Origin of the sequence: Burkholderia oklahomensis C6786 (assembly GCF_000959365.1) — a bacterium.
Lineage (GTDB): Bacteria > Pseudomonadota > Gammaproteobacteria > Burkholderiales > Burkholderiaceae > Burkholderia > Burkholderia oklahomensis.
Window position 1 is genome coordinate 549,560 of sequence record NZ_CP009555.1, and the last position, 25,096, is coordinate 574,655.

The window sequence follows — 25,096 nt, forward strand, 5'->3', positions numbered from 1 at the left end:
TCGTGCCGTTGCGTACGGCGACGCGCCGAAAGACGAAGCAGGCGAACGGGAAACACGCGGTCGGCCATCGCGCCGCGTGCGAAGCATCTCAGGCGACGATGTCCTTCCAGACGGTCAGCTTCTGCTCGAACGACAACATCGCATTCGCCGGACTCGACGACGGCAGCACGAGCGTATCGAATCCCGCCGCGCGTATCGTCGACTCGAAGCGCCCCGCCGTCTTGCCGTTGAAGCACACCTTCCTGAGCTTCGGCGCGACTTCCCGCAACGACGCGAAATCGTTCGGCCGCGCATTGCGGATCGCCGCATCGAGGCTGCCTTCGCGATGACATGCGGCGAGCACGTCCCAGATGCCGAAGCCGTGCGCGAGCACGCGCGTCAGACGCTGCTCGTACGGCCGCTCGTGCAGATCCGGCTCGCCGAGCACGACGCCCAGCAAGCGCCAGAACTGATTGCGCGGATGCGCGTAGTACTGCGCGGCCGCGAGCGACGCCTCGCCGGGAAAGCTGCCGAGTATCAGCGTATGCGTGCCGGGCGACACGACGGGAGGAAAACCGCGCAACATCACGCCGCCTCGCCGTCGCGCGCGCGGCGCTCGCCGTGCGCGTCGAGATGCCGCCACAGCGCGGGCAGCATGCATTCGGTCACCATCAGCGGCGCGCCGTGCCGCTCGAACACCGAGCGGCGCGCGGCGAACGCGTGCGGCGCCGCGTGCGCGCGGCCGAGCGCGTGCGACGCCAGCGCGAAGAGCGGATGCCCCGCGATCACGCGCCGGCTCACGAGCGCCGAGCGCGTCACTTCGGGATCGCTGTACAGGAGCTCCGCGAGCGGCCGCGTGCGCAGCCGCCGCATCGCCTGCCACACGCCCTTGCTCGCGGCGAGCGGCGCGAGGCTGTGCGCGGCGACGAACGGCGCGCCGTCGACCGCGAGCACGACCTCGCGCACCCAGACAGGCGTGCGCGTCGCGCACGCGAGCGCCGCGTGCTCGTCCGCCCACGGCGTCGCGACGGCCTCGCGCGTCACGCGCACCGTCACGCCGCCGAGCCGCGTGAGATGCGCGGTCAGCGAGCCGCCGCGCGTGAGCCAGTCCTTCTGTGCGCTCGACGCGCCGGGGCGCGGCGCGTCGCGCCAGTGCGCGTCCGCCGCGTCGAAACGCATCCGCGCCATCACGCCGCGCGCGACAGCAGCAGCGTGTTGGTCCGCTTGACGAAGCTCGCCGGATCCTCGAGCGCGCCGCCTTCGGCGAGGAGCGCCTGCTCGAACAGCAGGTGGCACCAGTCGCCGAAGTCCGCGCCGTCAGCCTTCAGCGCCTTGACGAGCGGATGCTCCGGATTGATCTCGAGGATCGGCTGGAACGCCGGCGCATTCTGGCCCGCCGCCTTCAGCATCCGCTGCAGGTAGCCGCTCATGTCGTTGTCGTCGGCGACGAGGCACGACGGCGAATCGGTCAGCCGGAACGTGACGCGCACGTCCTTCACCTTGTCACCGAGCGTTTCCTTCATCTTGTCGACGACGGGCTTCATCGCCTCGCCCGTCTCTTCCTGCGCCTTCTTCTCTTCGTCGTTCAGCGAGCCGAGATCGAGATCGCCGCGCGCGACGCTCGCGAGCCCCTTGCCGTCGAACTCGTGCAGGAACGACAGCATCCATTCGTCGACGCGGTCGGTGAGCAGCAGCACTTCGACGCCCTTCTTGCGGAACACTTCGAGATGCGGGCTGTGCTTCGCGGCCTGCCACGTGTCGGCCGTCACGTAGTAGATCTTCGACTGCTCGGGCTTCATCCGCGCGACGTAGTCGGCGAGCGACACGTCCTGCACGTCGGTGTCGCCGTGCGTCGACGCGAAGCGCAGGAGCTTCGCGACGCGCTCGCGATTCGCGTGATCCTCGCCGACGCCTTCCTTCAGCACCTGGCCGAACTCGCGCCAGAACGTCTTGTACTTCTCGCGGCCGGCATCGTCTTCCGCGTTCGCGAGCTCTTCGAGCATCGACAGCGCGCGCTTCGTCACGCCTTCGCGGATCGCCTTCACGTCGCGGCTTTCCTGCAGGATCTCGCGCGACACGTTGAGCGGCAGATCCGACGAGTCGACGACGCCCTTCACGAAGCGCAGGTACTGCGGCAGCAACTGCTCGGCGTCGTCCATGATGAACACGCGCTTCACGTACAGCTTGAGGCCGCCGCGATAGTCGCGGTTCCACAGATCGAACGGCGCGTGCGACGGCACGTACAGGAGCTGCGTGTACTCGCTGCGGCCTTCGACGCGGTTGTGCGTCCACGCGAGCGGGTCTTGATGATCGTGCGCGAGGTGCTGGTAGAACTGCTTGTACTGGTCTTCGGCGATGTCGCTCTTCGAACGGGTCCAGAGCGCGCTCGCCTGGTTGACGGTCTCGTCCTCGTCCTTCTCGACCATCTCGCCCTTGTCCTGATCCCACTCTTCCTTCTTCATCAGGATCGGCAGCGCGACGTGGTCCGAATACTTCTGGACGATCGACTTCAGGCGGTACGACGACAGGAGCTCGTCCTCGCCTTCGCGCAGATGCAGCGTGATCGTCGTGCCGCGCGCGGCGCGCTCGACCGTGTCGACCGAGAAGTCGCCCTCGCCCGCGCTTTCCCAGCGCACGCCTTCGGACGCGGGCAGGCCCGCGCGGCGCGTCTCGACCGTGATCCTGTCCGCGACGATGAAGCCCGAGTAGAAGCCGACGCCGAACTGGCCGATCAAGGCCGCGTCCTTCTGCTGGTCGCCGGAGAGCTTCGAGAAGAATTCCTTCGTGCCCGAGCGCGCGATCGTGCCGAGGTTCGCGATCGCCTCGTCGCGGCTCATGCCGATCCCGTTGTCGTCGATCGTGATCGTGCGCGCGGCCTTGTCGAACGACAGGCGGATGCGCAGATTCGGATCGCTCTCGTAGAGCGCGTTGTTTTCCAGAGCCTCGAAACGGAGCTTGTCAGCGGCGTCGGACGCGTTCGACACGAGTTCGCGCAGGAAGATTTCCTTGTTGCTGTAAAGCGAATGAATCATCAGGTGGAGGAGTTGCTTGACCTCTGCCTGAAAGCTCATGGTTTGCTGAGTCATCTTGATTTACCCATTGATTGCGTCAATACGACAAACGTTTTCGATTCACGACCCCACAGGAGCCGGCGCGCGGCATCCCGCGACGCTCGACCGCGCCCCAAGTTGGGGCGCTTGCGGGAATTTCAAGAGGCGCGGCGATTCACGCTGTCGAGATAGCGGCCAAGGAACGCCGGCAGCGCGGGGTCGCCGCAGTTCGCGACGTTGAAACGGGTCCAGGTCGACGGCGACTGCTGCGGCGAGAACAGGCTGCCCGGCGTGAGCAGGAAGCCCTCCTCGTGCGCGGCCGCGGCGAGCGCGTCCGAATCGACGCCCGTGTCGGCCCACAGGAACATCCCGGCCGCCGGCATCGTGAAGAGCCGCATCCCGCTGCGCTCGAGCATCCGCGCGGTCTTGTCGCGCACGCCGTCGAGCCGCGCGCGCAGCCGCTCGACGTGGCGCCGGTAGTGCCCTTCCGTCAGCACCTTGTACAGCACGCGCTCGTTGAGCTCGGGCGTCGTCATCCCGACGAGCATCTTCTGGTCCGTCAGCGCCTTCGCGAGCTCCGGCGCGCACGCGATGTAACCGACCCGCAGGTTCGCCGCGAGCGTCTTCGAATAGCTGCCGAGGAAGATCACCCGCTTCAGCTGATCGAGGCTCGCCATGCGCGTCGCCGGATAGCTCGGCGGGCACAGGTCGCCGTAGACGTCGTCTTCGACGACGAGAAAATCGTACGCCTCCGCGAGCTTCAGGATCCGGAACGCCTGCGCGGCGGACAGCGACGTGCCCGTCGGATTGTGGAGCACCGAGTTGATCACGAGCATCTTCGGGCGCCACATCTGCACGAGGTTCTCGAGCGCGTCGAGATCGGGGCCGTCGGGCGTGTACGGCATCCCGACGAGCTGCGCGCCCTGCGACGCGAAGCGGCCGAACATCTGGAACCAGGCCGGATCGCCGACGATCACCGCGTCGCCCGGCCGCACGCAGAGGCGCGAGATCAGGTCGATCGCCTGCGTGATGCCGGACACGAGCACGAGCTGGTCGGGCGTCGCGCCGATCTCGATTTCGGCCAGGCGCGTCTGCAACTGCTGGCGCAGCGGCAGGAAGCCCTGCGCGCTGCCGAAGCCGAGCATCTGCGCGCCCGCCTGCCGGCCGAGCGCGCGCAACGCGCTCGTGATCAGCTCGCCGTCGAGCCAGCGGCTCGGCAGATAGCCGAGCCCCGGCCCCTTTTCCGGGCTGACCGTGTGCAGCATGTTGCGCAGCAGCCAGACGACGTCGATCGTGTTGTGCACCGGCTGCGCCTGCCCGCCTTCAGGCCCGGCGACGGGCTGCGGCCCCGGCGCGCGCTCGCGCACGTAGAAGCCCGACCCGCGCCGCGAATCGAGATAGCCTTGCGCGACGAGCCGCTCGTACGCCTCGACGACCGTGAAGCGCGACACGCTCTTGTCGACCGCGAGCTTGCGGATCGACGGCATCCGCATGCCGGGCCGGAACACGCGCTCGTCGATCCGGCGGCGCGCCCACTGCACGAGCTGGTCGACGAGCGTGAGCGTCGCGGTATCGTGCGGCGCGGGGATCTGCGCGAGCGGAACGGTGGACATCGCGGGCCTCCAACTGTACCGAAGAGTATCGCCGCGATTGTACCGTTACTGTGCCGGTCGCCGCGATTACAGTTTTTTCGACGGCGATGCGGCGCAATGGCGCACGTCCGCCGGGAAACCGGTCCCGATTCCTCGCTTTTGGTTCGATGGCAGCTCATTCATTGAAACTCGATCATCTCGTCGTCGCCGCGCGCACGCTCGAAGAAGGCGTCGCGTACGTCGCCGGCACGCTCGGCCTGGAGCCCGCGGGCGGCGGCGCGCATCCGTCGATGCGCACGCACAATCGCCTGTTCGGCCTGTGGGGCGGCGCGTATCTCGAAGTGATCGCCCCCGATCCCGACGCGCCCCCGCCCGCCGACGGCGAGCCGCGGCCGCGCCTCTTCGGCCTCGACGATCCGGCGACGCAGGCGCGCCTCGAGCAAGGCCCGTACCTCGCGCACTGGGTCGCGCGGGTCGACCGCCCTCGCCAGCTCGACCTGTGGCAGCGCCAGTATCCGGCGCGGATTGCCCGCGTCGTGCCGATGACGCGCGGCGACTTCGGCTGGCGGCTGACGGTGCCCGACGACGGCTCGCTGCCCGCGTGGCGGCACGCGGGCGACGGCGTGCTGCCGTCGCTGATCCAGTGGAACGACGCGCGCCATCCGGCCGACACGCTGCCGCACGGCGGCGTCGCGCTGAAGGCGCTCAAGGGCGCGCACCCGCGGGCGGACGCCGTGCGCGACCAGCTCGCCTGGCTGAACGCCGCGCACCTGATCGACCTCGACGCGGGCGAGACGCCCGCGCTCGCCGCCAAATTCGACACGCCCGCCGGCGCGCGCACGCTGCGCTAGCTGCGCGTGCGCGGCGGCCCGCTCCCCCGTTCCAGCTTCCGACACCCCATATCGACGGAGACACTTCATGGATTCGCGCGAAACCCGCGGCATGCTGCTCGGCTTGATCGGCGTGATGATCTTCAGCCTGACGCTGCCGATGACGCGCATCGTCGTCACCGAATTCCATCCGCTGCTGAACGGACTCGGCCGCGCGCTCGCCGCCGCGGCGCCGGCCGGGCTGCTGCTGTGGCTGCGCCGCGAGCGCGTGCCGACCCGCGCGCAGTTGAAGAGCCTCGCCGTCGTGTCGGCGGGCGTGATCGTCGCGTTTCCGGTGTTCTCCGCATGGGCGATGAAGACCGTGCCCGCCGCGCACGGCGCGGTCGTCAACGGCCTGCAGCCGCTCCTCGTCGCGCTGTACGCGGCGTGGCTGTCGCGCGAGCGGCCGTCGAGGGCGTTCTGGGCGAGCGCCGTGCTCGGCAGCGTGCTCGTCGTCGCGTTCGCGCTGCGCGACGGGGGCGGCACGCTGCAGCCGGGCGACCTGCTGATGCTCGTCGCGGTCGGCATCGGCGCGCTCGGCTACGCGGAAGGCGCGCGCCTCGCGCGCGAGATCGGCGGCTGGCAGGTGATCTGCTGGGCGCTCGTCGTGTCCGCGCCGTTCCTCGTGCTGCCCGTCGGCTGGCTCGCGTGGGCGCATCACGCCGCGCATCCGGGCCCGGTGTCGCTGCGCGTGTGGCTCGCGTTCGGCTACGTGACGCTGTTCTCGCAGTTCGTCGGCTTCTTCGCGTGGTACGCGGGCCTCGCGATGGGCGGCACCGCGCGCGTCGGCCAGGTGCAGCTGCTGCAGATCTTCTTCACGATCGCGTTCTCGGCGCTCTGCTTCGGCGAAACCGTCTCGCCGTCGACGTGGCTCTTCGCCGCCGCCGTGATCGCGACCGTCGTGCTCGGCCGGCGCGCCGCCGTGAGCACCGCGCCGCAACCGGCTCGCGCCGCCTGAATTGACGAGCGATAATCGGCACTTTTACCCGCACGAACGACGACACCGACCGAGGAGACCATGAATCCGAGCGATCTCAAGCCGCCCCACTGGGCCCTGTCCGAACGCGCACGCAAGCTCACGAGCTCGGCGATCCGCGAGATCCTGAAAGTGACCGAGCGCCCCGAGGTCATCTCGTTCGCGGGCGGCCTGCCGTCGCCCGCGACGTTCCCCGCCGAGCGGATGCGCGAAGCCGCCGACCGCGTGCTGCGCGACTCGCCCGCCGCCGCGCTGCAATACAGCGCGACGGAAGGCTTCCTGCCGCTGCGCGAGTGGATCGCCGAGCGCTATCGCGTGCGCACGACGCAGGTGCTCGTCACGACGGGCTCGCAGCAGGCGCTCGATCTGCTCGGCAAGGTGCTGATCGATCCGGCAAGCCGCGTGCTCGTCGAGACGCCGACCTACCTCGGCGCGCTGCAATCGTTCTCGCTCTTCGAGCCGACCTACGTGCAGGTGCCGACCGACGACGCCGGCCTCGTCCCCGAAGCGCTCACGCCCGAGCTGACGAAGGACGCGCGCCTGTTGTACGCGCAACCGAATTTCCAGAATCCGACGGGCCGCCGGCTCTCCGTCGAGCGCCGCCGCGCGCTCGCCGCGCTCGCGCAGACGAGCCCGTTCCCGGTGCTCGAGGACGATCCGTACGGCGCGCTCAACTACGCGGGCGAGCCGCTGCCGACGATGCTGTCGATGGCGCCCGATCACGTCGTCCATCTCGGCACGTTCTCGAAGGTGCTCGCGCCCGGCCTGCGGATCGGCTATATCATTGCGCCCGAGGAACTGCACTTCAAGCTCGTGCAGGCGAAGCAGGCGACGGACCTGCATACGCCATCGCTCACGCAGCGCATCGCGTACGAGGTGATCCAGGACGGCTTTCTCGACGAGCACATCCCGACGATTCGCCGGCTCTACGGCGCGCAGTGCGAAGCGATGCTCGCGTCGCTCGCGCGGCACATGCCGGAAGGCGTGAGCTGGAACCGCCCGGAAGGCGGGATGTTCATCTGGGTGAAGCTGCCCGAGCAGATCGACAGCATGCAGCTCCTCGATGCGGCCGTCGCGAACAACGTCGCGTTCGTGCCGGGCGCGCCGTTCTTCGCGAACGACCCGCGGAAGAACACGCTGCGGCTGTCGTTCGTCACGGTGCCGCCGGAAAAGATCGAGGAAGGCGTCGCGCGGCTCGGCAAGCTGTTGCGCGAGCGTCTGTGACGCGCTTCGTTCGTTCACACATTCACGATTGACTCACGAGGACAGGAATCAGATGACAAACGTCTACGACAAACTGAAGGATCTCGGCATCGAACTGCCGGTCGCGGGTGCGCCCGCCGCCGCCTACGTGATGAGCGCGCAAAGCGGCAACACCGTCTATCTGTCGGGCCACATCGCGAAGAAGGACGGCAAGGTGTGGGCCGGCAAGCTCGGCCGCGACGTCACGACCGAGGAAGGCAAGACGGCCGCGCGCGCGGTCGCGATCGACCTGCTCGCGACGCTGCACGCGCACACGGGCGACCTGAACAAGATCAAGCGCATCGTCAAGGTGATGAGCCTCGTCAACTCGACGCTCGAGTTCACCGAGCAGCACATCGTGACGAACGGCGCGTCGGAGCTGATCGCCGAAGTGTTCGGCGATGCGGGCAAGCACGCGCGCTCGGCGTTCGGCGTCGCGCAGATCCCGCTCGGCGCTTGCGTCGAGATCGAACTGATCGCCGAAGTCGCGTAACGCGATGCCGGCCGCTCCGGGCGCCGTGGAAACGGTGCGCTTCAAGCAGGTCGACGTGTTCACGTCGGTGCCGTTCAAGGGCAATCCGCTCGCGGTCGTATTCGACGCGGATGCGCTCTCCGACGCCGACATGCGCATGATCGCGCGCTGGACCAACCTGTCCGAGACCGCGTTTCTCGTCGCGCCGACCGATCCCGCCGCCGATTACCGCGTGCGGATCTTCACGACGGGCGGCGAGCTGCCGTTCGCGGGCCACCCGACGCTCGGCGCCGCGCACGCGTTTCTCGACGCGGGCGCGCAGCCGAAGACGCCCGGGCGGCTCGTCCAGCAATGCGGCGCGGGGCTCGTCGAGCTCGCGAAGCGCGGCGGCGGCTGGGCGTTCGCCGCGCCGCCCGCGCGCGTGACGCCGCTGCCCGAGCGCGACTACCCGGCGCTCGCGGCCGCGCTGCGCACCGACGCGATCGATTTCGACGCGCCGCCGCAAGCGGTCGACAACGGCGCGCCGTGGCTCGTCGTGCGGCTCGCGTCGGCCGCCGACTGTCTCGCGCTCGCGCCGGACCATGCGGCGCTCGCGCCGATCGTCGCCGCGCTCGGCGCGGACGGCCTCGCCGCCTACGCGCCGCATCCGGCGGGCGGCGCGGCGACGTTCGAAGTGCGCTGCCTGATGACGGGCGATGCGTTCGGCGTGGGCGAAGACCCCGTGACCGGCAGCGCGAACGCGGCGATCGCGGGCCTCCTCGCGCAAGCGGGGCGCCGTCCCGGCCGCAGCTACACCGCGCGCCAGGGCACGGCGCTCGGCCGCGACGGCCGCGTCGCGGTCGATTACGACGACGACGCCGGCAAGATCTGGATCGGCGGCGCCGCCGTCACGCTCGTCGACGGCGGCATCCGGCTGCGCTGAGCCGCGTTTCGCCCGGCCGCGCGGGCCGCGCGCGGGACCGGTCCCCTCCTCGCCCGGTTAGCGATATCTTGATCGCGCTAAATTAAAGACTGACCATTCAGTAATATCGGGCCTCGTCTATTGTCTTCTTTATCGGCCCGTTTACTCGGTTATCCTGTCGGATCGCCCATGCGCGCAAGGACACTTTCCGTCCGATGAGTTCGTCTCGGTCACATGCCGCCCGCGCCGCGCGGTCGGTACGCGCGACACGCAGGTCGCGCCGCCGCCGCGCGCTGTTCGCGATTCCGCTCCTCGGCACGCTCGCGCTCGCGCTGCTTTGGGTGGCGATCATCGCGCGCCTGTCCGTCGAGAAGGACAGCGCGTACCGCGAGGCCGCCGCGTCGGCCGCGATCCTGTCGACGGCGCTCGAGCAGCACACGGTCAAGGCGATCCACCAGGTCGACCAGATCACCCGCTTCGTCAAGTACGAGTTCGAGAAGTCGCCCGCGCATTTCAACCTCGCGAGCACCGTCGAAAAAGGCGTCGTGCCGAGCGACACGCTGATCCAGGTGTCGCTCCTCGACTCTCGCGGCCGGCTCCTCGCGAACACGGCCGATCCGCATCCGAAGCCGATCGACCTGTCCGACCGCGAGCACTTCAAGGTGCACTCGCAGCGCAACGACAACGATCTCTACATCAGCAAGCCGGTGCTCGGCCGCGTGTCCCGCCACTGGACGCTGCAGATGACGCGTCGCCTGAACCACCCGGACGGCTCGTTCGCCGGGGTCGTCGTCGTGTCGGAGGATCCGGCCTACTTCACGAACGACTTCTACAACAACGCGACGCTCGGCAAGGACGGCGTGATCGCCGTGATCTCGGACACGGGCGCCGTGCTCGCGCGCAGCACCGGCTCCGCGCAGAAGACGCCCGGCACGTTCTCGGCGTCGGGCGTGTATCCGGTGTCGGAGCGCGCGTCGGGCACCTACGTCGATCCGATCGACGGCATCGTGCGCATCGTGTCGTACCGCCATCTCGACGGCTACCCGCTCGGCGTGATGGTCGGCCTTTCGCAGGCGGACGAGCTCGCCGACTACCACCACACGCGCAACGTCTACCTGCTGATGACGAGCTTCATCACGCTCGCGATGCTCGCGTTCTTCGGTGTCGCGACGGGCCTGATCGGCAAGCTGCTCGGCCGCGAGCGCGAGATGACGCAGCTGGCCGAGTTCGACCTGCTGACCGGCCTCGCGAACCGCTACGCGACGCTGCGCAGCCTGCGCAACGACGTCGCGCTGCCGTCGAACCTGTCGCGGCTCGCGATCCTCTTCATCGATCTCGACAACTTCAAGACCGTCAACGACACGCTCGGCCACAACGCAGGCGACATCGTGCTGCAGATGACGGCCGCGCGCCTGTCCGACGCGGTGATGAACGAAGGCGCGCTCGCGCGGATCGGCGGCGACGAATTCGTCGTCGTGGTGAAGGGCGACGACGTCGAGCGGCGCGCCGAGCGCCTCGCGGAGGCGATCGTCCGGATGTTCGCCGAGCCGTTCGACGTGCGCGGCAGCTCGTTCGTGCTCCACGCGAGCATCGGCATCGCGCTGCATTCGGTCGAGAACGAAAGCGAGATCGACCTCCTGAAGAAGGCCGATCTCGCGATGTACAGCGCGAAGGACGCCGGCAAGAACTGCTATCAGTTCTACGCGCCGCACCTGTCGCATCGCGCGGACCACCTGATGCGCTGGGAGCAGCAATTGCGCGTCGCGCTATCGGACGGGCAGCTCTTCCTCGCCTACCAGCCGAAGATCGACCTCACGTACCGCTGCATCACCGGCTTCGAGGCGCTCGTGCGCTGGGATCATCCGGAGCACGGCGTGATCTCCGCGAACGAATTCATTTCGATCGCCGAATCGACGGGACTCATCGTTCCGATCGGCGACTTCGTGATCCGCACCGCGTGCGAGCAGCTCGCGCGCTGGCGCAGCGAAGGCCACGACAAGCTCACGCTCGCCGTCAACATCTCGCCCGTGCAGTTCTGGCGCGGCGACCTGATCGACACGATCTCGCGCGCGCTCGTCGAGACCGGGGTCGAGGCGCGCCGCCTCGAACTCGAGATCACGGAAACCGCGATGATGGAATACCCTGAGCTCGTGTCGGAAAAGATCGTCGCGCTGAAGAAGCTCGGCATCCGCGTCGCGCTCGACGATTTCGGCACCGGCTATTCGTCGCTGTCGTACCTGCACCGCTTCTCGGTCGACACGCTGAAGGTCGACCGCTCGTTCATCCAGGCGATCCCGGCCGATCGCAGCGTCTGCGTGATGGTGTCGTCGATCGTGCACCTCGCGCGTTCGCTCGGGCTCACGGTCGTCGTCGAGGGAACCGAGACGGAAGAGCAGATCGCATGGCTCACCGCGCTCGGCCGGATCGAGGCGCAAGGCTTTCTGTTCTCGCGGCCGGTGCCCGCCGACGGCATTCCGGCCCTTCTCGCACGCTTCGGCGTCTGCGGCGGCGACGGCGCGCACGCGGCCCGCCGCGACACCGCCAGCACAGCTAAACAATCGTTCGGCAGCGACTAAACAGCGCACCTCCGTCCGCGCTGCGCCCGCCGGTGGCGGCCGCGCGGCCCGTACTCGTTTTCGCTCATACAATAATCGCGTTCGCGGGTGCACAATGAAACGTGCGACGCACGCGTGGCCGTGGTGCGTCCACGAGCGCACCTGGACACCATCATGACAATCACAAGCGTGGATGCCGCGTTTTGCGGCGAACGAGAATCGCTGTGGGCGTTGTTCAAAACCGTGGCAGGCGTCTCCGCCGTGTCGTGGGGCGGTCTTGCGATGATGGCCCAACTCGAGCGGCATTACGTCGACCACGAGCGGCGCATCGACCCGCTGTCGTTCGCCGATCTCGTCGCGCTCGCATGGATGATGCCCGGCCCCGTCGGCTGCAACGTCGCGGTTCAGGTCGGCCACGCGCTGCGCGGCCGCACCGGCGCATGGATCGCCGGCACGGCGAGCGTGCTGCCGTTCTTCGGGGCAATGACGCTCTTCGCGATCTTCTATCAGACGCCGCTCGTGCGCACGCTCGCATCGCCCGTGCTGCTGCATCACTTCGGGATGGTGCTCGCCGCGCTGATCGGGCTCACGTGGTTCAGGCAAGTCCGGGCGCTCGTGCACGCGCCGCTGGAACGCGCGATCGCCGCGCTCGCGACGGTGCTGCTCGCGCTCGCGCACAGCCCGGCCTCGTTCGTCGCGATCCTCTCCGCCGCGTTCGCGGTCGGCTGGCTTTCGAGCGGGCGGCGGCGCAACGAAGCGCTGCGGCTCGCGCTGCCCGCGCGGGAATGGCGGCTGCTCGCATCGTTGGCGATCCTGATCACGCTGTTCGCGCTGCCGCTGCCGATCGAATACGAATCGTCGCTGCTCTGGCCGCGCCTCGCGGGCGCCGGCATGACGCTCTTCGGCGGCGGCTTCTCCGCGCTGCCCGTGCTGAAATCGCTGTTCGTCACGCGCGCGACGGGCATCACCGAGCAGGACTTCATGCTCGCGTTCACGCTGTCGCCCGTGTCGCCCGGGCCGCTCCTGAACGTCGTGCCGTTTCTCGGCTATCTCGAGGACGGCTGGCGCGGCGCGCTGCTGTCGACCGTCGCGCTGTTCGTGCCGTCCGGCTGCCTCGTCATATTCGCGCGGCGGCACGTCGAGCGTCTGAAGCTCCATCCGCGCTTCGCGGGCGGCATGCGCGTGCTGCGCGCGGCCACCACCGCGTTCCTCGTGATCGCGGCCGTGCGCCTCGTCGCGAAGACGCCCGTCGAGCCTGTGTACTGGGCAACGGGCGCGATCGCGTGGCTGTGCCTCGCGCGATTCAAGGTGCCCGTCTATGCGATATACGGCGCGGTCGCGGCGGCGTGCGGCGGCTGGCTGATCCTCGCGGCGCATGGGTGAGCGCCGCCTGCGCCGGTTGTTTCCGTTTCGTCGTTGCGTCGTTTCGTCTCGCCCCGCTCTCCGTTTTCCGCTCTCCGTTTTCCGCTCGTCGTTCCCTTGCTGCTCGTTCCCTTGCTTCGTAGCTTTTCGCGCTGCTCCGTGCGCACCGCCTGTCGCACGTGCCCACGCCGCCGCGTCAGCCGCGCGCCGCGCCGAATCCGCCGAAGAACGCCCGCGCATTCACTTCGAGGCTCTCGATGTGGTAGCCGCCCTCCTGCACGATGACGGTCGGCAGCCGCATCGCGCCGATCAGGCTTCCTAACTTGCCGAAGCCCTGCGTCGTCACCGCGACCTGTGACTGCGGGTCGTCGCGATAGATGTCGAAGCCGAGCGACAGCACGAGCGCATCCGGCGCGAAGCGCCGCAGCTCGCGCAGCGCATCGTCGACGCGCTCGAAGAACACCGCTTCGCTCGATCCGTGCGGCATCGGCAGATTCACGTTGTAGCCGCAGCCGTCGCCCGCGCCGCGCTCGTCGTCGAAGCCCGCGACGGCCGGATAGAAGTTCGTCGGATCGCCGTGGATCGACACGTAAAGCACGTCGCGCCGCGCATAGAAGATCTCCTGGATGCCCTGGCCGTGGTGCATGTCGGTGTCGAGGATCGCGACGCGCGCATGACGGGCGCGCAACGCCTGCGCGGCGATCGCCGCGTTGTTCAGGTAGCAGAAACCGCCCGCCGCGTCGACACGCGCATGGTGGCCGGGCGGCCGGCACAGCGCGTACGCTTCGCGCGCGCCGTCCCGCACTGCCGCCGCCGCCGCGAGCGCGCTCTGCGCGGACCAGTACGCGGCGCGCCACGTGTCGGCGCCGACCGGGCAGCTGCCGTCCGCGAGATAGCGGCCCGCCTGCGCGAGCACGCCGCACAGCGCGTTCGGCTCGCGCACGAAGATGTTCGACATCACTTCGTCGCCCCAGTCCTCGGGCATCTTCTTCCATTCGCGATGCGCGGTTTCGAGAAAGCGCAGGTAGCGCGTGTCGTGCACGGCCGCGATCGGCGCGATGCCGAAGTCGGCCGGCTCGCGCACCGCGAATCCCATCGCAAGCGCCGCCGCGGCGAGCCGCGCCGCGCGATCGGGCACCTCCTGCGGCGTGCGCATCCGGCCGCGCGAATAGTACGTGCGCGGATGATGCAGCGATTGGTCGGGGTGGAAGTACGTGAGCATCTTGCGTTCCTCGGGTTGGACGGGCGGGCCGCGCGGCGCCCGTTATCGGTTATCGGGTGGTCGAGGCGGTGCGTGTCGGTTTCGCGTTTCGCGTTTCGCGTTTCGGGTTTCGCATTCGGCATGCGATGTCCGAATGCGCTCCGATTCGATAATCGTCGATCAACATCGATCGAATCGATGTCGATCGACGGCCGCGACGCTCGTTTCGATGCATGCCCGCTCGCCGTCTCGCGCTCCGTCGCGCAGCGATCCGGCACTCACCGTTCCATCACGCCCGCGCGGTCAAGCACCGCGCCGAGCAGCACGTTCGCGCCGCGCGTCGCGTCGTCGGGCAGCACATCCTCGGCTTCGTTGTGCGACAACCCGCCGACGCACGGAATGAACACCATCGCGCTCGGGCAGTGCTTCGCGAGATGGATCGCGTCGTGCCCGGCGCCGCTCACGATCCGTTCGTGCCGATAGCCGAAGCGCTCGGCCGCGGCCTCGACGCTCGCGACGCAAGCCGCATCGAACGGCGTCGCGGGGCTCGTCCAGTGCGTCGACGCGTCGATGCGCAAGCCGCGCTGCGCAGCGACGCGCGCGCAGACCTCGGTCGCCGCGCGCGCCATCTCGTCGAGCGTCGCGTCGTCCGGATGACGCAAGTCGAGCGTGAACGCGACCGCGCCCGCGATCGTGTTGCGCGACGCATTCGGAATCCCGACGCAGCCGATCGTCGCGAGCCCGTGCGGCGCGAAGTCCGCGAGCATCCGTTCGATTCCGTCCGCGATCTGCGCGAAGCCGAACAGCGCGTCGCGGCGATGCGCGATCGGCGTCGTTCCCGCGTGCGCGGGCTGGCCCGCGATCGTCACGTCGAGCCAGCGGATCGCCTGCCCGCCCGTGACGATGCCGATCTCGGTTCGGTTCGCCTCCAGCACCGGCCCCTGCTCGATGTGCGCCTCGAAGTACGCATCGATCGCCGGCCGCGCCGCCTTCCGCGCGCCGCGATAGCCGATCCGATCGAGCGCGTCGGCAAGCGTCGCCTGCGCGGCGTCGCGCACGGCGAGCGCATCGGCGAGCGGCATCACGCCCGCGGCCACCGCCGAGCCGAGCATCGCAGGCGCGAAGCGCGCGCCCTCCTCGTTGGTCCACGACGCGATCTCGATCGGCTTGCGCGTGACGATCGCCGCGTCGTTCAGGCTGCGCACGACCTCAAGCGCGGCGAGCACGCCGTAGGCGCCGTCGAAGCGCCCGCCTTCGGGCTGCGTGTCGAGATGGCTGCCGATCAGGACGGGCGGCGCCGCGGCGTCCGCGCCCCCGCGGCGCGCGAACAGATTGCCGATCTCGTCGACGCTGACCGCGAGCCCCGCGTCGCGGCACCACTGCGCGAACAGATCTCGGCCGCGCCTGTCGTCGTCGGACGCGGCGAGCCGGCGCACGCCGCCGTTCGCGGTCCCGCCGATCCGGGCCATCTCGGCAAGCGAACGCCACAGTCGCTCGCCGTTCACGGCGAGCGATCGCCAATCGAATGCAAGCGTCATGTCAGCGCGCCTCCATTACTTCGCGACCCGAAGCATGACGGGCCGAGCGGCGCGCATCCAGCGCGACGATGTTCACGAGCGACAGCCCCGCAAGACACGTATAGAACAGCGCGAGCGGCAGCCACGCGCCCGCGTGGCGATGCGCGAGCCACGTGCCGACGAGCGGCGTGAGCCCGCCCGCGAGCGCGCCGCACACCTGGTAGGACAGCGAGATCGCCGAATAGCGGATGCGCGCCGGGAACACGCCGGACACGAAGCCCGCGATCACCGAATAAAAGCCCGCCATGCACGCCACCGCGAGCGCGATGCCGGCGACGATCGCGCCGGGCCGCCCGCTCGTCACGAGCATGAACATCGGATACGGCGACGCCATCGCCGCGACGGCCGCGAGCTTCAGGAAGCGCGCGCCGCCGGTCTTTTCGGCGAGCCACGCGGCGACGGGCTGCGCGACGAACTGAATGATCGCGACCGCGAACAGGCAATCGAGGATCGTCGAGCGCGAGATGCCGAGCTGCTGCGTCGTGTACGCGATCATGAACGTGTTCGTGAAGTACACGCCGGCAATGCCGATCGTGTTCGCGCCGATGCACAGCAGCACGAGGCCCGATGCCGAGCGGAACACGTCGGCGATCGGCAGCTTCGCGGTCGCGCGCGTCCGCTTGACCGCCTCGAACTCGGGCGATTCGTTGACGCCGAGCCGGATCGCGATCCCGACGATCAAGAGCGCCGCGCTCGCGAGAAACGGCAGGCGCCAGCCCCACGCGAGAAAATCGGCCTTGTCGAGCGACGTGACCGCGCGAAACGCGACGAGCGACAGGATGAGCCCGGCCGGGCTGCCGAGCTGCGCGAACGACGCGAAGAACGTGCGCCGCCCTTCGGGGGCGTGCTCGCCCGCCATCAGCACCGCGCCGCCCCATTCGCCGCCGACCGCGACGCCCTGCACGACCCGCAGCAGCACGAGCAGCACGGGCGCGAGCATGCCGATCGACGCATGGCTCGGCAACAGGCCGATGCAGACGGTCGCGACGCCCATCATCATCAGCGTCGTCATCAGCGCCTTCTTGCGGCCGATCCGGTCGCCGAGATGGCCGAACACGATGCCGCCGAGCGGCCGCGCGAAGAAGCCGGCCGCGAACGTGCCGAACGACGCCATCGTGCTGACGAACGGATCGCCGGACGGAAAGTACAGCTCGCCGAACACGAGCGCGGCGGCGGTCGCGTAAATGTAGAAGTCGTACCACTCGATCATCGTGCCGACGAACGCGGCGCCGGCGGCGCGCACCGGCTGGCGCGCGGACGGTTGGGGGGCAGTCATCGCGGGATCTCCTCTCTGCTCACGCGCGGCACCCGGCGAATCGGCGGGCGTGCACTCGACGTCGCGCGGGCCCGTCGCGGAGGGCCCGCGCCGCACGCAAGCGGCTGCGCGCAGCACGTTTATCGCCATCCATTAACTATTAGTCAAATTTCGTCTTATTATCTACGGCATAATTTTTACTAATGTCAGTCGCCGGAGACTTGCCGCCATGCGCCCCGCCGCCGTCCGCTTCCTGAACGACCGCCTCGACTGGAACCTGCTGCGCACGTTCCTCGTCATCATGCAGGCGCGCAGCGTGAGCCGCGCGGCCGCGCGCCTGCACGTCACGCAGCCGGCCGTGAGCCAGGCGCTCAAGCGTCTCGAGGACACGCTCGGCCACACGCTGATCCAGCGCCGCGGCCCGCACTTCGAGCCGACCCAGGCGGGCGCCGAGGTGTACCGGATCGCAAGCGAGATCTACGGCACGATCTCGCAGCTCGACACCGAGCTCGACGACGCCGCGGCCGACCTGGCGGGCTCGATCCGGCTGCTGTCGGTGAGCCGCATCGAATCGGGCGTCTACGACCTCTTCCTCGCCGACTTCCACCGGCAATATCCGCGCGTCGATCTGCAGATCGAAGTGATGCGCTCGTCCGACATCATCTCGTCGCTGCTGCAGAAGACCGCGACGGCGGGCCTGAGCCTCTGCCGAAACCCGGTCGACAAGCTCGCGCGCACGCCGTTCCTGCGCCAGCGCTACGCGATCTTCTGCGGCCGCCACCATCGCCTCTTCGGTCAGACGCAGCTGACGATGAACGATCTGCTCGCGGAGAACTTCGTGTCGTTTACGAGCGACCAGATCGGCGACAGCCTGTCGCCGCTCACCGTGTTCCGCGACCAGAAGGGCTTCACGGGGCGCATCGTCGCGGCGTCGCCGAGCCTCGACGAAGTGCGGCGCCTCATCTTCGCGGGCTACGGGATCGGCTGCCTGCCCGAGCACATCGTCCGCGACGATCTCGCGCGCCAGCGGCTCTGGCGGCTCCCGCCGGAAGAAGGCCTCGTCGACGTCGACATCTTCTTGCTGTGGCATCGCGAGCGAAAGATGAACGCTGCCGAGCACGCGTTCCTCGAGGGATTCGAGCGCGCGATGCAGCGCTACGCGTTCGACGAGCGGCTGTCGGCCGAACCGTGACGCGGCGCGCGGCGATGCGTCCGCGCAAAAAGAAAAAGCCGGCGTCGCGCCGGCTTTCGAAAGGGACCATCGAAGCGGATTCGGATTGCGTTCATCGTCAGGCCGCCACCCTTTGCGCGATCCGGCGCGCACGCAGGCGGTCGTAGCCGAGGTTGAACAGGAACGTGTACGGCAGGAAGAACAGCAGGATGCCGAAGTCGAGCAACAGCGCCTCGAGCAGGCTGATCCCGAGCCACCACGCGGCGAGCGGCAGCGCCATCGCGACGAGGCCGAGCTCGAACACGATCGCGTGAGCCGCGCGCACCGCGAGCGTACGCGTCAACCGATAGCGGCGCTCGATCCGCTCGAAGAGCGCGTTGAACGTGACGTTCCACACCATCGCGATCACCGACACCGCGGCCGTCAACACGCCGACGTGGACGAGCGACAGGCCGAGCATCCAACTGACGATCGGCGCGCAGATCGCGATCGCGGTCACTTCGAACGTCAGCGCGTGCACGAGGCGCTCGGTCAGCGTCTTCCTCGGCACGTGCTTAGCCATTTGCATCTGCATGAAAAGCTCCATCAGTGAATGAGATGGCGCTATTTTCATCGGATTAACCGTGCCAAACCAATTTGTTATGATCGGTTTTTCCGATATGCAGAAGGAGCACTCGCGATGCGCCATTCTCCCGAAGCGCTGCTCGCGTTCGCCGAGGCGGCCAACCTCGGCTCGTTCTCGGCCGCCGCGCGCAAGCTCGGCAAGCGGCAATCGACGATCAGCGAGGCGATCGCGAACCTCGAGATCGACCTGGGCGTCGCGCTGTTCGACCGCTCGACGCGCCAGCCGACGCTGACCGACGCCGCCCGCGCGCTCTTGCCCGAAGTCCAGCGCGTGCTCGAGGCGAGCGAGGCGATCGACCAGGTCGCCGCGCGTCTTGCGGGCGGCGAGGAGGCGCGGCTCACGCTCGTCGTGTCGGACACCTATCAATCGAGCCGATACGAGGAGACGCTCGCGGAGCTCGACCGCCGCTTTCCGACGCTCGAGTTCGAATGCCAGATCGCCGAGCACGACGACGTGCTCGACCTGATCCAGCAAGGCCGCGCGCAGCTCGGACTGATGGCGGCGCGCAGCACCTACCCGCCCGACATCGGCGCGGCGACGATCGCCGAGCGCTCGGAGATCGGGCTCTACGTCGGCCTGCGGCATCCGTTCGCCGCGTACGTCGATGCCGAAGTGCCGCTCGCCGCGCTGCACGACGCGCGCGAGCTGCGCCTGAACACCTACGTCGCGCCGCACGGCGAGCGGATCGAAACGGGGCTCGTCGCGGGGCGGCGCTGCTGGTCGGCGCCGAGCTATCTGCTGCTGCTGGAAATGGCGGTGGCGGGCTTCGGCTGGGCGGAGCTGCCGCGCTGGATGGTCGAGCACTTCGCGCGCGAGCGGCTCGTCGAGCTCAATGCGCGCGGCTGGCCGCGGCGCGTGCCGGTGGATGCGGTGTGGTCGCGCGACCGGCCGCTCGGGCCGGCCGGCTCATGGCTGCTGGAGACGATGCTCGCGGCGTGACGCGCGCGCACCGGCGAAGCCGGCGCACGGCGCGTGCGCCGGCGGAAACATCAGAAACCGCGCGACAGCACGGAGGCGCCGATCGTCACGACGCCGAGCACGAGATTGACGACCACGAGAAGGCGCACCGCATTGACGGCGCGCGCGCCGTCCGGCCAGTTCTGCGCTTGCACCGCGCGGCGGATGCGCGGGAACAGCGCGAAGCGGATATGGCCGAAGATCAGCATCATCACGACGCCGAGCCCCGCCATCGCGTGCAGCGGCCACGTCGCGTGCGCGCCGCCGAATTGCGTGAGCAGGAAGCCGCCCGTGAGCAGGATCACGATCACCGCGCCCGCGACCCAGTTGAAGAAGCGGCCGAACACGGCTTCGACGAGCGGCAGGCGCAACTGCGGCGACAGGTCGGACAGCGCGGGACGCAGACAGAAGTTCGCGAACACCATGCCGCCGACCCACACCGCGACCGCCAGCAGATGGAGAAACAAGGCGACGGCGATAGCGTGAGACATGATGGGGATCCTTTCTGGTTTTCAGATGACCGGCGCGCTGCGCGAAACGCACGGCGCGCGAGACGATGAGCGCATTCGACAGCCGCGGCGCGCGGCGGTTCAGCGAAATGTGCGCGGGTCGTGCTTTTTTGGGTGTCCCGCTCTAGCCGGGCTGCGCGTCGGCGTTTTGTTTGTCGATTGTTTGTCTACCGGCGTTGCGATGCTGCGCGCGATCCGCGTGGCGACGGCGCGGCTGCATGTCGGCCGCGTGGCGCGTCGCCGAGCGTTTCGTCAGCGAAGGGCAACGAACGACGCAAGCTGGCGGCCGGCACGGCAGTGCATCCCACGCGCCGCTTTCGCGCGGCCTCGCCGCCGAGGCCGCGCACGTCAGCGCACGCGCGCGGCCCCAACCAGGCAACCGACGACGCGCCCCGTCAGCCGAGCACCGGACGCAGCCCGCTCACCTTCAGCTTCGTATCCGGCGCGCGTCCCTTGCGCGCCCGCTTGCCGACGTGCGGCTCGAGCGCGCGGCCCGCGAGCGTTTCTTCCTGCGCCTTGCCGCCGCGGCCCGTGCCCGTCAGCACGACGCCCGCCGCGTCGATCGCGAGCGCCTGCACGAGCGTCTCCTTCGGATCGAGCGCCATCAGGATCACGCCGCGCCCGCCGCCGCCGAGCGTCTTCATCTCGTCGATGCCGAACACGAGCAGACGCCCGCCGCTCGACAGGCACGCGACCCGCGACGCAGCCGGCAGCACCGGCATCGGCGCGAGCGGCGCCGCGCCTCCCGCTATGCCCGTATCGATCGTCATGAACGACTTGCCCGCCTTCACGCGGCTCACCATGTCGCCCACCTTCGCGATGAAGCCGAAGCCATTGCTCGACGCGAGCAACAGCGGCTGCTCGGCCGGCGCGGCGAAGTAATGCAGCAGATGCGAGCCCGACTCGAGCTCGATCAGCGACGTGACGGGCACGCCGTCACCGCGTCCGCCCGGCAGCACCTGGACGGACACCGAGTACACGCGGCCCGTGCTGCCCCACGCGATCAGCGTGTCGGGCGTGCGGCACTGGAACGCCGCGTACAGGCCGTCGCCCGCCTTGAACGAGAAGCTCGCCGGGTCGAGTCCGTGGCCCTTCAGCGCACGCACCCAGCCCTTCTGCGACACGACGACCGTCACCGGCTCGTCGACGACCTTCGTCTCGAACGTCGCGCGCTTCTCCTGCTGGATCAGCGTGCGGCGCTCGTCGCCGAACTGCTTCGCGTCGGCTTCGATCTCCTTGATCATCAGCCGCTTCATCGCGCTTTCGTTCGCGAGCAGCTCTTCGAGCTTCGCCTTCTCCGCGCGCAGTTCCTCGAGCTCCTTCTCGATCTTGATCTTCTCGAGCCGCGCCAACTGGCGCAGACGAATCTCGAGAATGTCCTCGGCCTGCCGCTCGGTCAGGCCGAACGCGCCGATGAGCGCCTGCTTCGGCTCGTCGGACTCGCGAATGATGCGGATCACCTCGTCGATGTTCAGGAAGACGATCATCCGCCCTTCGAGGATGTGGATCCGGTCGTTCACCTTGCCGAGCCGGTGGCGGCAGCGCCGCGTGACCGTGCCCTGGCGGAACCGCACCCACTCGCCGAGGATCGCCGCGAGCCCCTTCTGCGCGGGCCGGCCGTCCTCGCCGATCATCACGAGGTTGAGCGTCGCATTCGATTCGAGGCTCGTGTGCGCGAGCAGCGAATTGACGAAGTCGCTCTGGTCGATCGTGCGCGTCTTCGGCTCGAACACGAGCCGCACGGGTGCGTCCTTGCCCGATTCGTCGCGCACCGCGTCGAGCAGGTCGAGCATCGACTTCTTCGTGTTGATCTGCTCCTGCGTGAGCGTCTTCTTGCCCGCCTTGAGCTTCGGGTTCGTCAGTTCCTCGATTTCCTCGAGCACCTTCTGGCCCGACGTGTTCGGCGGCAGCTCGGTGACGACGAGCTGCCACTGGCCGCGTGCGAGCTCCTCGATCTTCCAGCGCGCGCGCACCTTCAGGCTGCCGCGGCCGGTTTCGTACGCGGCCGAAATCTCCGCGTCGCTCGAGATGATCTGGCCGCCGCCCGGGAAATCCGGCCCCGGCACGAGCTGCATCAGCTCCGCGTGCGGCAGCTTCGGATTGCGGATCAGCGCGACCGCGGCCGCCGCGACTTCACGCAGGTTGTGCGACGGGATCTCGGTCGCGAGACCGACCGCGATCCCCGACGCGCCGTTCAGCAGCACGAACGGCAACCGCCCCGGCAGCAGCTTCGGCTCGTCGAACGAGCCGTCGTAGTTCGGCATGAAGTCGACCGTGCCCTCGCCGATCTCGTCGAGGAGGAGCTGCGCGATCGGCGTCAAGCGCGCTTCGGTGTAGCGCATCGCCGCCGCGCCGTCGCCGTCGCGCGAGCCGAAGTTGCCCTGGCCGTCGATCAGCGGATAGCGCATCGAGAAGTCCTGCGCGAGACGCACGAGCGCGTCGTACGCGGACTGGTCGCCGTGCGGATGGTACTTGCCGAGCACGTCGCCGACGACGCGCGCGGACTTCACGGGCTTCGCGTTGTTGCCGAGGCCCATCTCGTTCATCGCGAAGAGGATCCGCCGCTGCACGGGCTTCTGGCCGTCGCAGACGTCGGGCAGCGCGCGTCCCTTCACGACGCTCACTGCATAGCTGAGATACGCGCTCTCCGCATAGCGGCCGAGCGTCAGCGAATCGCCCTCGGGCGCGGCCGGCTCGGCAAAAAGATCGGGAGTGTTGTCGTCCATCTAGATTTCGTGTCCGTGTATGCGTATGCGATGCGTGCGAAGCCGGGCGCGCGCCCGGCTTCGCTCAGATATCCGCTTCGACGTCGTTGCCCTTTTCCTCGAGCCAGTTGCGGCGCGCAGCGGCCTCGCCCTTGCCCATCAGCATCGTCATCCGCTCGACGGTCGCCTCGAAATCGAGGTCGCCGAGCGCGATCGGCATCAGACGCCGCGTGTCGGGATTCATCGTCGTGTCCCACAGCTGCTCGGCGCTCATTTCGCCCAAGCCCTTGAAGCGGCTGATGCTCCACTGCGTTTCGCGCACGCCGTCCTTGCGCAGCTTGTCGAGGATCGCCTCGAGCTCGCCTTCGTCGAGCGCATAGAGCTTCTGCGCGGGCTTCTTGCCGCGCGCGGGCGCGTCGACGCGAAACAGCGGCGGCCGCGCGACGAACACGTGGCCGCGCTCGATCAGCTGCGGGAAATGCTTGAAGAAGAGCGTGAGCAGGAGCACCTGGATGTGCGCGCCGTCGACGTCCGCGTCCGACAGGATGCAGATCTTGCCGTAGCGCAGGTTCGACAGGTCGACGCCGTCGTCCGGGCTGTGCGGATCGACGCCGATCGCGACCGAGATGTCGTGCACCTCGTTGTTCGCGAACAGGCGATCGCGCTCGGTCTCCCACGTGTTGAGCACCTTGCCGCGCAGCGGCAGGATCGCCTGGTATTCCTTGTCGCGGCCCATCTTCGCGGAGCCGCCCGCCGAATCGCCCTCGACGAGGAAGAGCTCGTTGCGCGCGAGGTCCTCGGTCTCGCAATCGGTCAGCTTGCCGGGCAGCACCGCGACGCCGGAGCTCTTCTTCTTCTCGACCTTCTGGCCCGCGCGCGTGCGCGCCTGCGCCTGCTTGATCACGAGCTCGGCGAGCTTCTTGCCGTGCTCGACGTGCTGGTTGAGCCACAGTTCGAGCGCGGGACGCGTGAACGACGACACGAGCTTCACCGCGTCGCGGCTGTTCAGGCGCTCCTTGATCTGCCCCTGGAACTGCGGATCGAGCACCTTCGCCGACAGCACGAACGACACGCGCGCGAACACGTCCTCGGCGAGCAGCTTCACGCCCTTCGGCTGCAGGTTGTGCAGCTCGACGAAGCTCTTCACCGCCTGATAGAGGCCGTCGCGCAGGCCGGATTCGTGCGTGCCGCCCGCGGGCGTCGGAATCAGGTTCACGTACGACTCGCGCACGAGCGAGCCTTCCTCGCTCCATGCGACGACCCACGACGCGCCCTCGCCCTCGGCGAACGTGTCGTCGCCCGAACGAGAATCGGCGAAGCGCTCGCCCTCGAAGAGCGGAATCAGCAGCTCGCTGCCGTTCATCCCTTCGAGCAGATAGCCGCGCAGGCCGTCTTCGTACCTCCAGCTCTGGCGCTCGCCCGTCTTCTCGTTGACGAACACGACTTCGACGCCCGGCAGCAGCACCGCCTTCGAGCGCAACAGCCGCTGCAACTCGCCCGTCGGCAGGTTCGGCGAATCGAAGTATTTCGGATTCGGCCACACGGTCACGCGCGTGCCGGATTTCTTCTCGCCGCGGCCGGCCGCCTGCGTCGCGAGCGGCTTGACGACGTCGCCGTCGGCGAAGCCGAGCTGCGCGATCTTGCCGTCGCGCCAGACGGTCACGTCGAGCCGCGTCGCGAGCGCGTTCGTCACCGACACGCCGACGCCGTGCAGACCGCCCGAGAACGTGTACGCGCCGCCCTTGGCCTTGTCGAACTTGCCGCCCGCGTGCAGCCGGGTGAACACGATTTCGACGACGGGCACGCGCTCTTCCGGATGCAGCCCGAACGGGATGCCGCGCCCGTCGTCCTCGACGGACACCGACTGGTCGGGATGCAGCGTGACCGTGATCTGCTTGCCGTAACCGCCGAGCGCCTCGTCGGACGCGTTGTCGATCACTTCCTGGATGATGTGCAGCGGATTCTCGGTGCGCGTGTACATGCCGGGCCGCTGCTTGACGGGCTCGAGGCCCTTCAGCACCTTGATCGATGCTTCGCTATACGCCGCTGCGGGCTTTTTCGTAGACATAGAAGCTCAGGTTCGTCATTCACCTTGACG

The 25,096-nt window shown here is 68.7% G+C and carries 20 protein-coding genes; 9 read left to right on the forward strand and 11 right to left on the reverse strand.

Going from position 1 to position 25,096, the window contains the following annotated elements:
* Window positions 1-88 precede the first annotated feature (88 nt).
* The 4 genes from BG90_RS02440 to BG90_RS02455 form a co-directional block, all read right to left on the reverse strand.
* Complete coding sequence (locus tag BG90_RS02440) at window positions 89-565, reverse strand: DNA-deoxyinosine glycosylase (RefSeq protein ID WP_010102347.1); 477 nt, start codon at window positions 563-565, stop codon at window positions 89-91.
* Window positions 565-1,167, reverse strand: coding sequence for a chorismate--pyruvate lyase family protein (locus BG90_RS02445; RefSeq protein WP_010114452.1), 603 nt, complete (start codon window positions 1,165-1,167; stop codon window positions 565-567). Before BG90_RS02445 ends, BG90_RS02440 begins: the two co-directional genes overlap by 1 nt.
* On the reverse strand, window positions 1,167-3,065 hold the full coding sequence (htpG, locus tag BG90_RS02450) for a molecular chaperone HtpG (RefSeq protein WP_010102343.1): 1,899 nt from the start codon (window positions 3,063-3,065) through the stop codon (window positions 1,167-1,169). The genes BG90_RS02445 and htpG overlap by 1 nt, the downstream gene beginning before the upstream one ends.
* A gap of 122 nt (window positions 3,066-3,187) precedes the next feature.
* A complete protein-coding gene (locus BG90_RS02455) occupies window positions 3,188-4,642 on the reverse strand; it encodes an aminotransferase-like domain-containing protein (RefSeq protein ID WP_010102342.1) in 1,455 nt (484 codons plus the stop codon).
* A gap of 146 nt (window positions 4,643-4,788) precedes the next feature.
* Between BG90_RS02455 and BG90_RS02460 the strand changes: the two genes are divergently transcribed.
* From BG90_RS02460 to BG90_RS02490, 7 genes are all read left to right on the forward strand, one after another.
* Window positions 4,789-5,472, forward strand: coding sequence for a VOC family protein (locus BG90_RS02460; protein ID WP_010114451.1), 684 nt, complete (start codon window positions 4,789-4,791; stop codon window positions 5,470-5,472).
* A 67-nt stretch (window positions 5,473-5,539) separates the two neighbouring features.
* Window positions 5,540-6,448, forward strand: a complete 909-nt coding sequence (locus BG90_RS02465; protein WP_010102339.1) for a DMT family transporter — start codon at window positions 5,540-5,542, stop codon at window positions 6,446-6,448.
* A gap of 60 nt (window positions 6,449-6,508) precedes the next feature.
* Window positions 6,509-7,690: an aminotransferase-like domain-containing protein gene (locus BG90_RS02470; RefSeq protein ID WP_010102338.1), complete on the forward strand. Its 1,182-nt coding sequence runs from the start codon at window positions 6,509-6,511 to the stop codon at window positions 7,688-7,690.
* A 52-nt stretch (window positions 7,691-7,742) separates the two neighbouring features.
* Window positions 7,743-8,201, forward strand: a complete 459-nt coding sequence (locus tag BG90_RS02475) for a RidA family protein (RefSeq protein ID WP_010102337.1) — start codon at window positions 7,743-7,745, stop codon at window positions 8,199-8,201.
* A gap of 4 nt (window positions 8,202-8,205) precedes the next feature.
* The gene (locus BG90_RS02480; RefSeq protein WP_038802522.1) at window positions 8,206-9,102 is read left to right on the forward strand and encodes a PhzF family phenazine biosynthesis protein; all 897 of its coding nucleotides are present in this window, start codon (window positions 8,206-8,208) and stop codon (window positions 9,100-9,102) included.
* 194 nt (window positions 9,103-9,296) lie between these two features.
* Entirely contained in the window at window positions 9,297-11,657 is a 2,361-nt protein-coding gene (locus BG90_RS02485; RefSeq protein ID WP_010102333.1) for a bifunctional diguanylate cyclase/phosphodiesterase, read from the forward strand.
* Window positions 11,658-11,810: 153 nt separating this feature from the next.
* Entirely contained in the window at window positions 11,811-13,019 is a 1,209-nt protein-coding gene (locus BG90_RS02490) for a chromate transporter (RefSeq protein ID WP_045568037.1), read from the forward strand.
* A 175-nt stretch (window positions 13,020-13,194) separates the two neighbouring features.
* On the opposite strand, the gene BG90_RS02495 is transcribed toward BG90_RS02490, so the two are convergent.
* The 3 genes from BG90_RS02495 to BG90_RS02505 all read right to left on the reverse strand — a co-directional run bounded on the left by BG90_RS02495 (window position 13,195) and on the right by BG90_RS02505 (window position 17,052).
* Window positions 13,195-14,220 carry a histone deacetylase family protein gene (locus BG90_RS02495; RefSeq protein WP_010114448.1) on the reverse strand — a complete coding sequence of 342 codons (1,026 nt, stop codon included), beginning with the start codon at window positions 14,218-14,220 and terminating at the stop codon, window positions 13,195-13,197.
* A gap of 257 nt (window positions 14,221-14,477) precedes the next feature.
* Complete coding sequence (locus BG90_RS02500; RefSeq protein WP_010102330.1) at window positions 14,478-15,737, reverse strand: Zn-dependent hydrolase; 1,260 nt, start codon at window positions 15,735-15,737, stop codon at window positions 14,478-14,480.
* A 1-nt stretch (window position 15,738) separates the two neighbouring features.
* Window positions 15,739-17,052 carry an MFS transporter gene (locus BG90_RS02505; RefSeq protein WP_025989724.1) on the reverse strand — a complete coding sequence of 438 codons (1,314 nt, stop codon included), beginning with the start codon at window positions 17,050-17,052 and terminating at the stop codon, window positions 15,739-15,741.
* A 208-nt stretch (window positions 17,053-17,260) separates the two neighbouring features.
* Between BG90_RS02505 and BG90_RS02510 the strand changes: the two genes are divergently transcribed.
* Window positions 17,261-18,223: a LysR family transcriptional regulator gene (locus BG90_RS02510; protein ID WP_010102326.1), complete on the forward strand. Its 963-nt coding sequence runs from the start codon at window positions 17,261-17,263 to the stop codon at window positions 18,221-18,223.
* Window positions 18,224-18,320: 97 nt separating this feature from the next.
* On the opposite strand, the gene BG90_RS02515 is transcribed toward BG90_RS02510, so the two are convergent.
* Window positions 18,321-18,776 (reverse strand): multidrug/biocide efflux PACE transporter, encoded by a 456-nt coding sequence (locus BG90_RS02515; protein ID WP_010102325.1) that lies wholly within the window; start codon window positions 18,774-18,776, stop codon window positions 18,321-18,323.
* A 105-nt stretch (window positions 18,777-18,881) separates the two neighbouring features.
* Here BG90_RS02515 and BG90_RS02520 point away from each other — a divergent pair, with 105 nt between their 5' ends.
* Window positions 18,882-19,766 carry a LysR family transcriptional regulator gene (locus BG90_RS02520; protein ID WP_010102324.1) on the forward strand — a complete coding sequence of 295 codons (885 nt, stop codon included), beginning with the start codon at window positions 18,882-18,884 and terminating at the stop codon, window positions 19,764-19,766.
* 50 nt (window positions 19,767-19,816) lie between these two features.
* Here BG90_RS02520 and BG90_RS02525 read toward each other — a convergent pair whose 3' ends face one another.
* From BG90_RS02525 to parE, 3 genes are all read right to left on the reverse strand, one after another.
* On the reverse strand, window positions 19,817-20,275 hold the full coding sequence (locus tag BG90_RS02525; protein ID WP_010102323.1) for a CopD family protein: 459 nt from the start codon (window positions 20,273-20,275) through the stop codon (window positions 19,817-19,819).
* Window positions 20,276-20,688: 413 nt separating this feature from the next.
* Window positions 20,689-23,019 (reverse strand): DNA topoisomerase IV subunit A, encoded by a 2,331-nt coding sequence (gene parC / locus BG90_RS02530; RefSeq protein ID WP_010114445.1) that lies wholly within the window; start codon window positions 23,017-23,019, stop codon window positions 20,689-20,691.
* 64 nt (window positions 23,020-23,083) lie between these two features.
* On the reverse strand, window positions 23,084-25,066 hold the full coding sequence (gene parE, locus BG90_RS02535; protein WP_010102321.1) for a DNA topoisomerase IV subunit B: 1,983 nt from the start codon (window positions 25,064-25,066) through the stop codon (window positions 23,084-23,086).
* Window positions 25,067-25,096 lie beyond the last annotated feature (30 nt).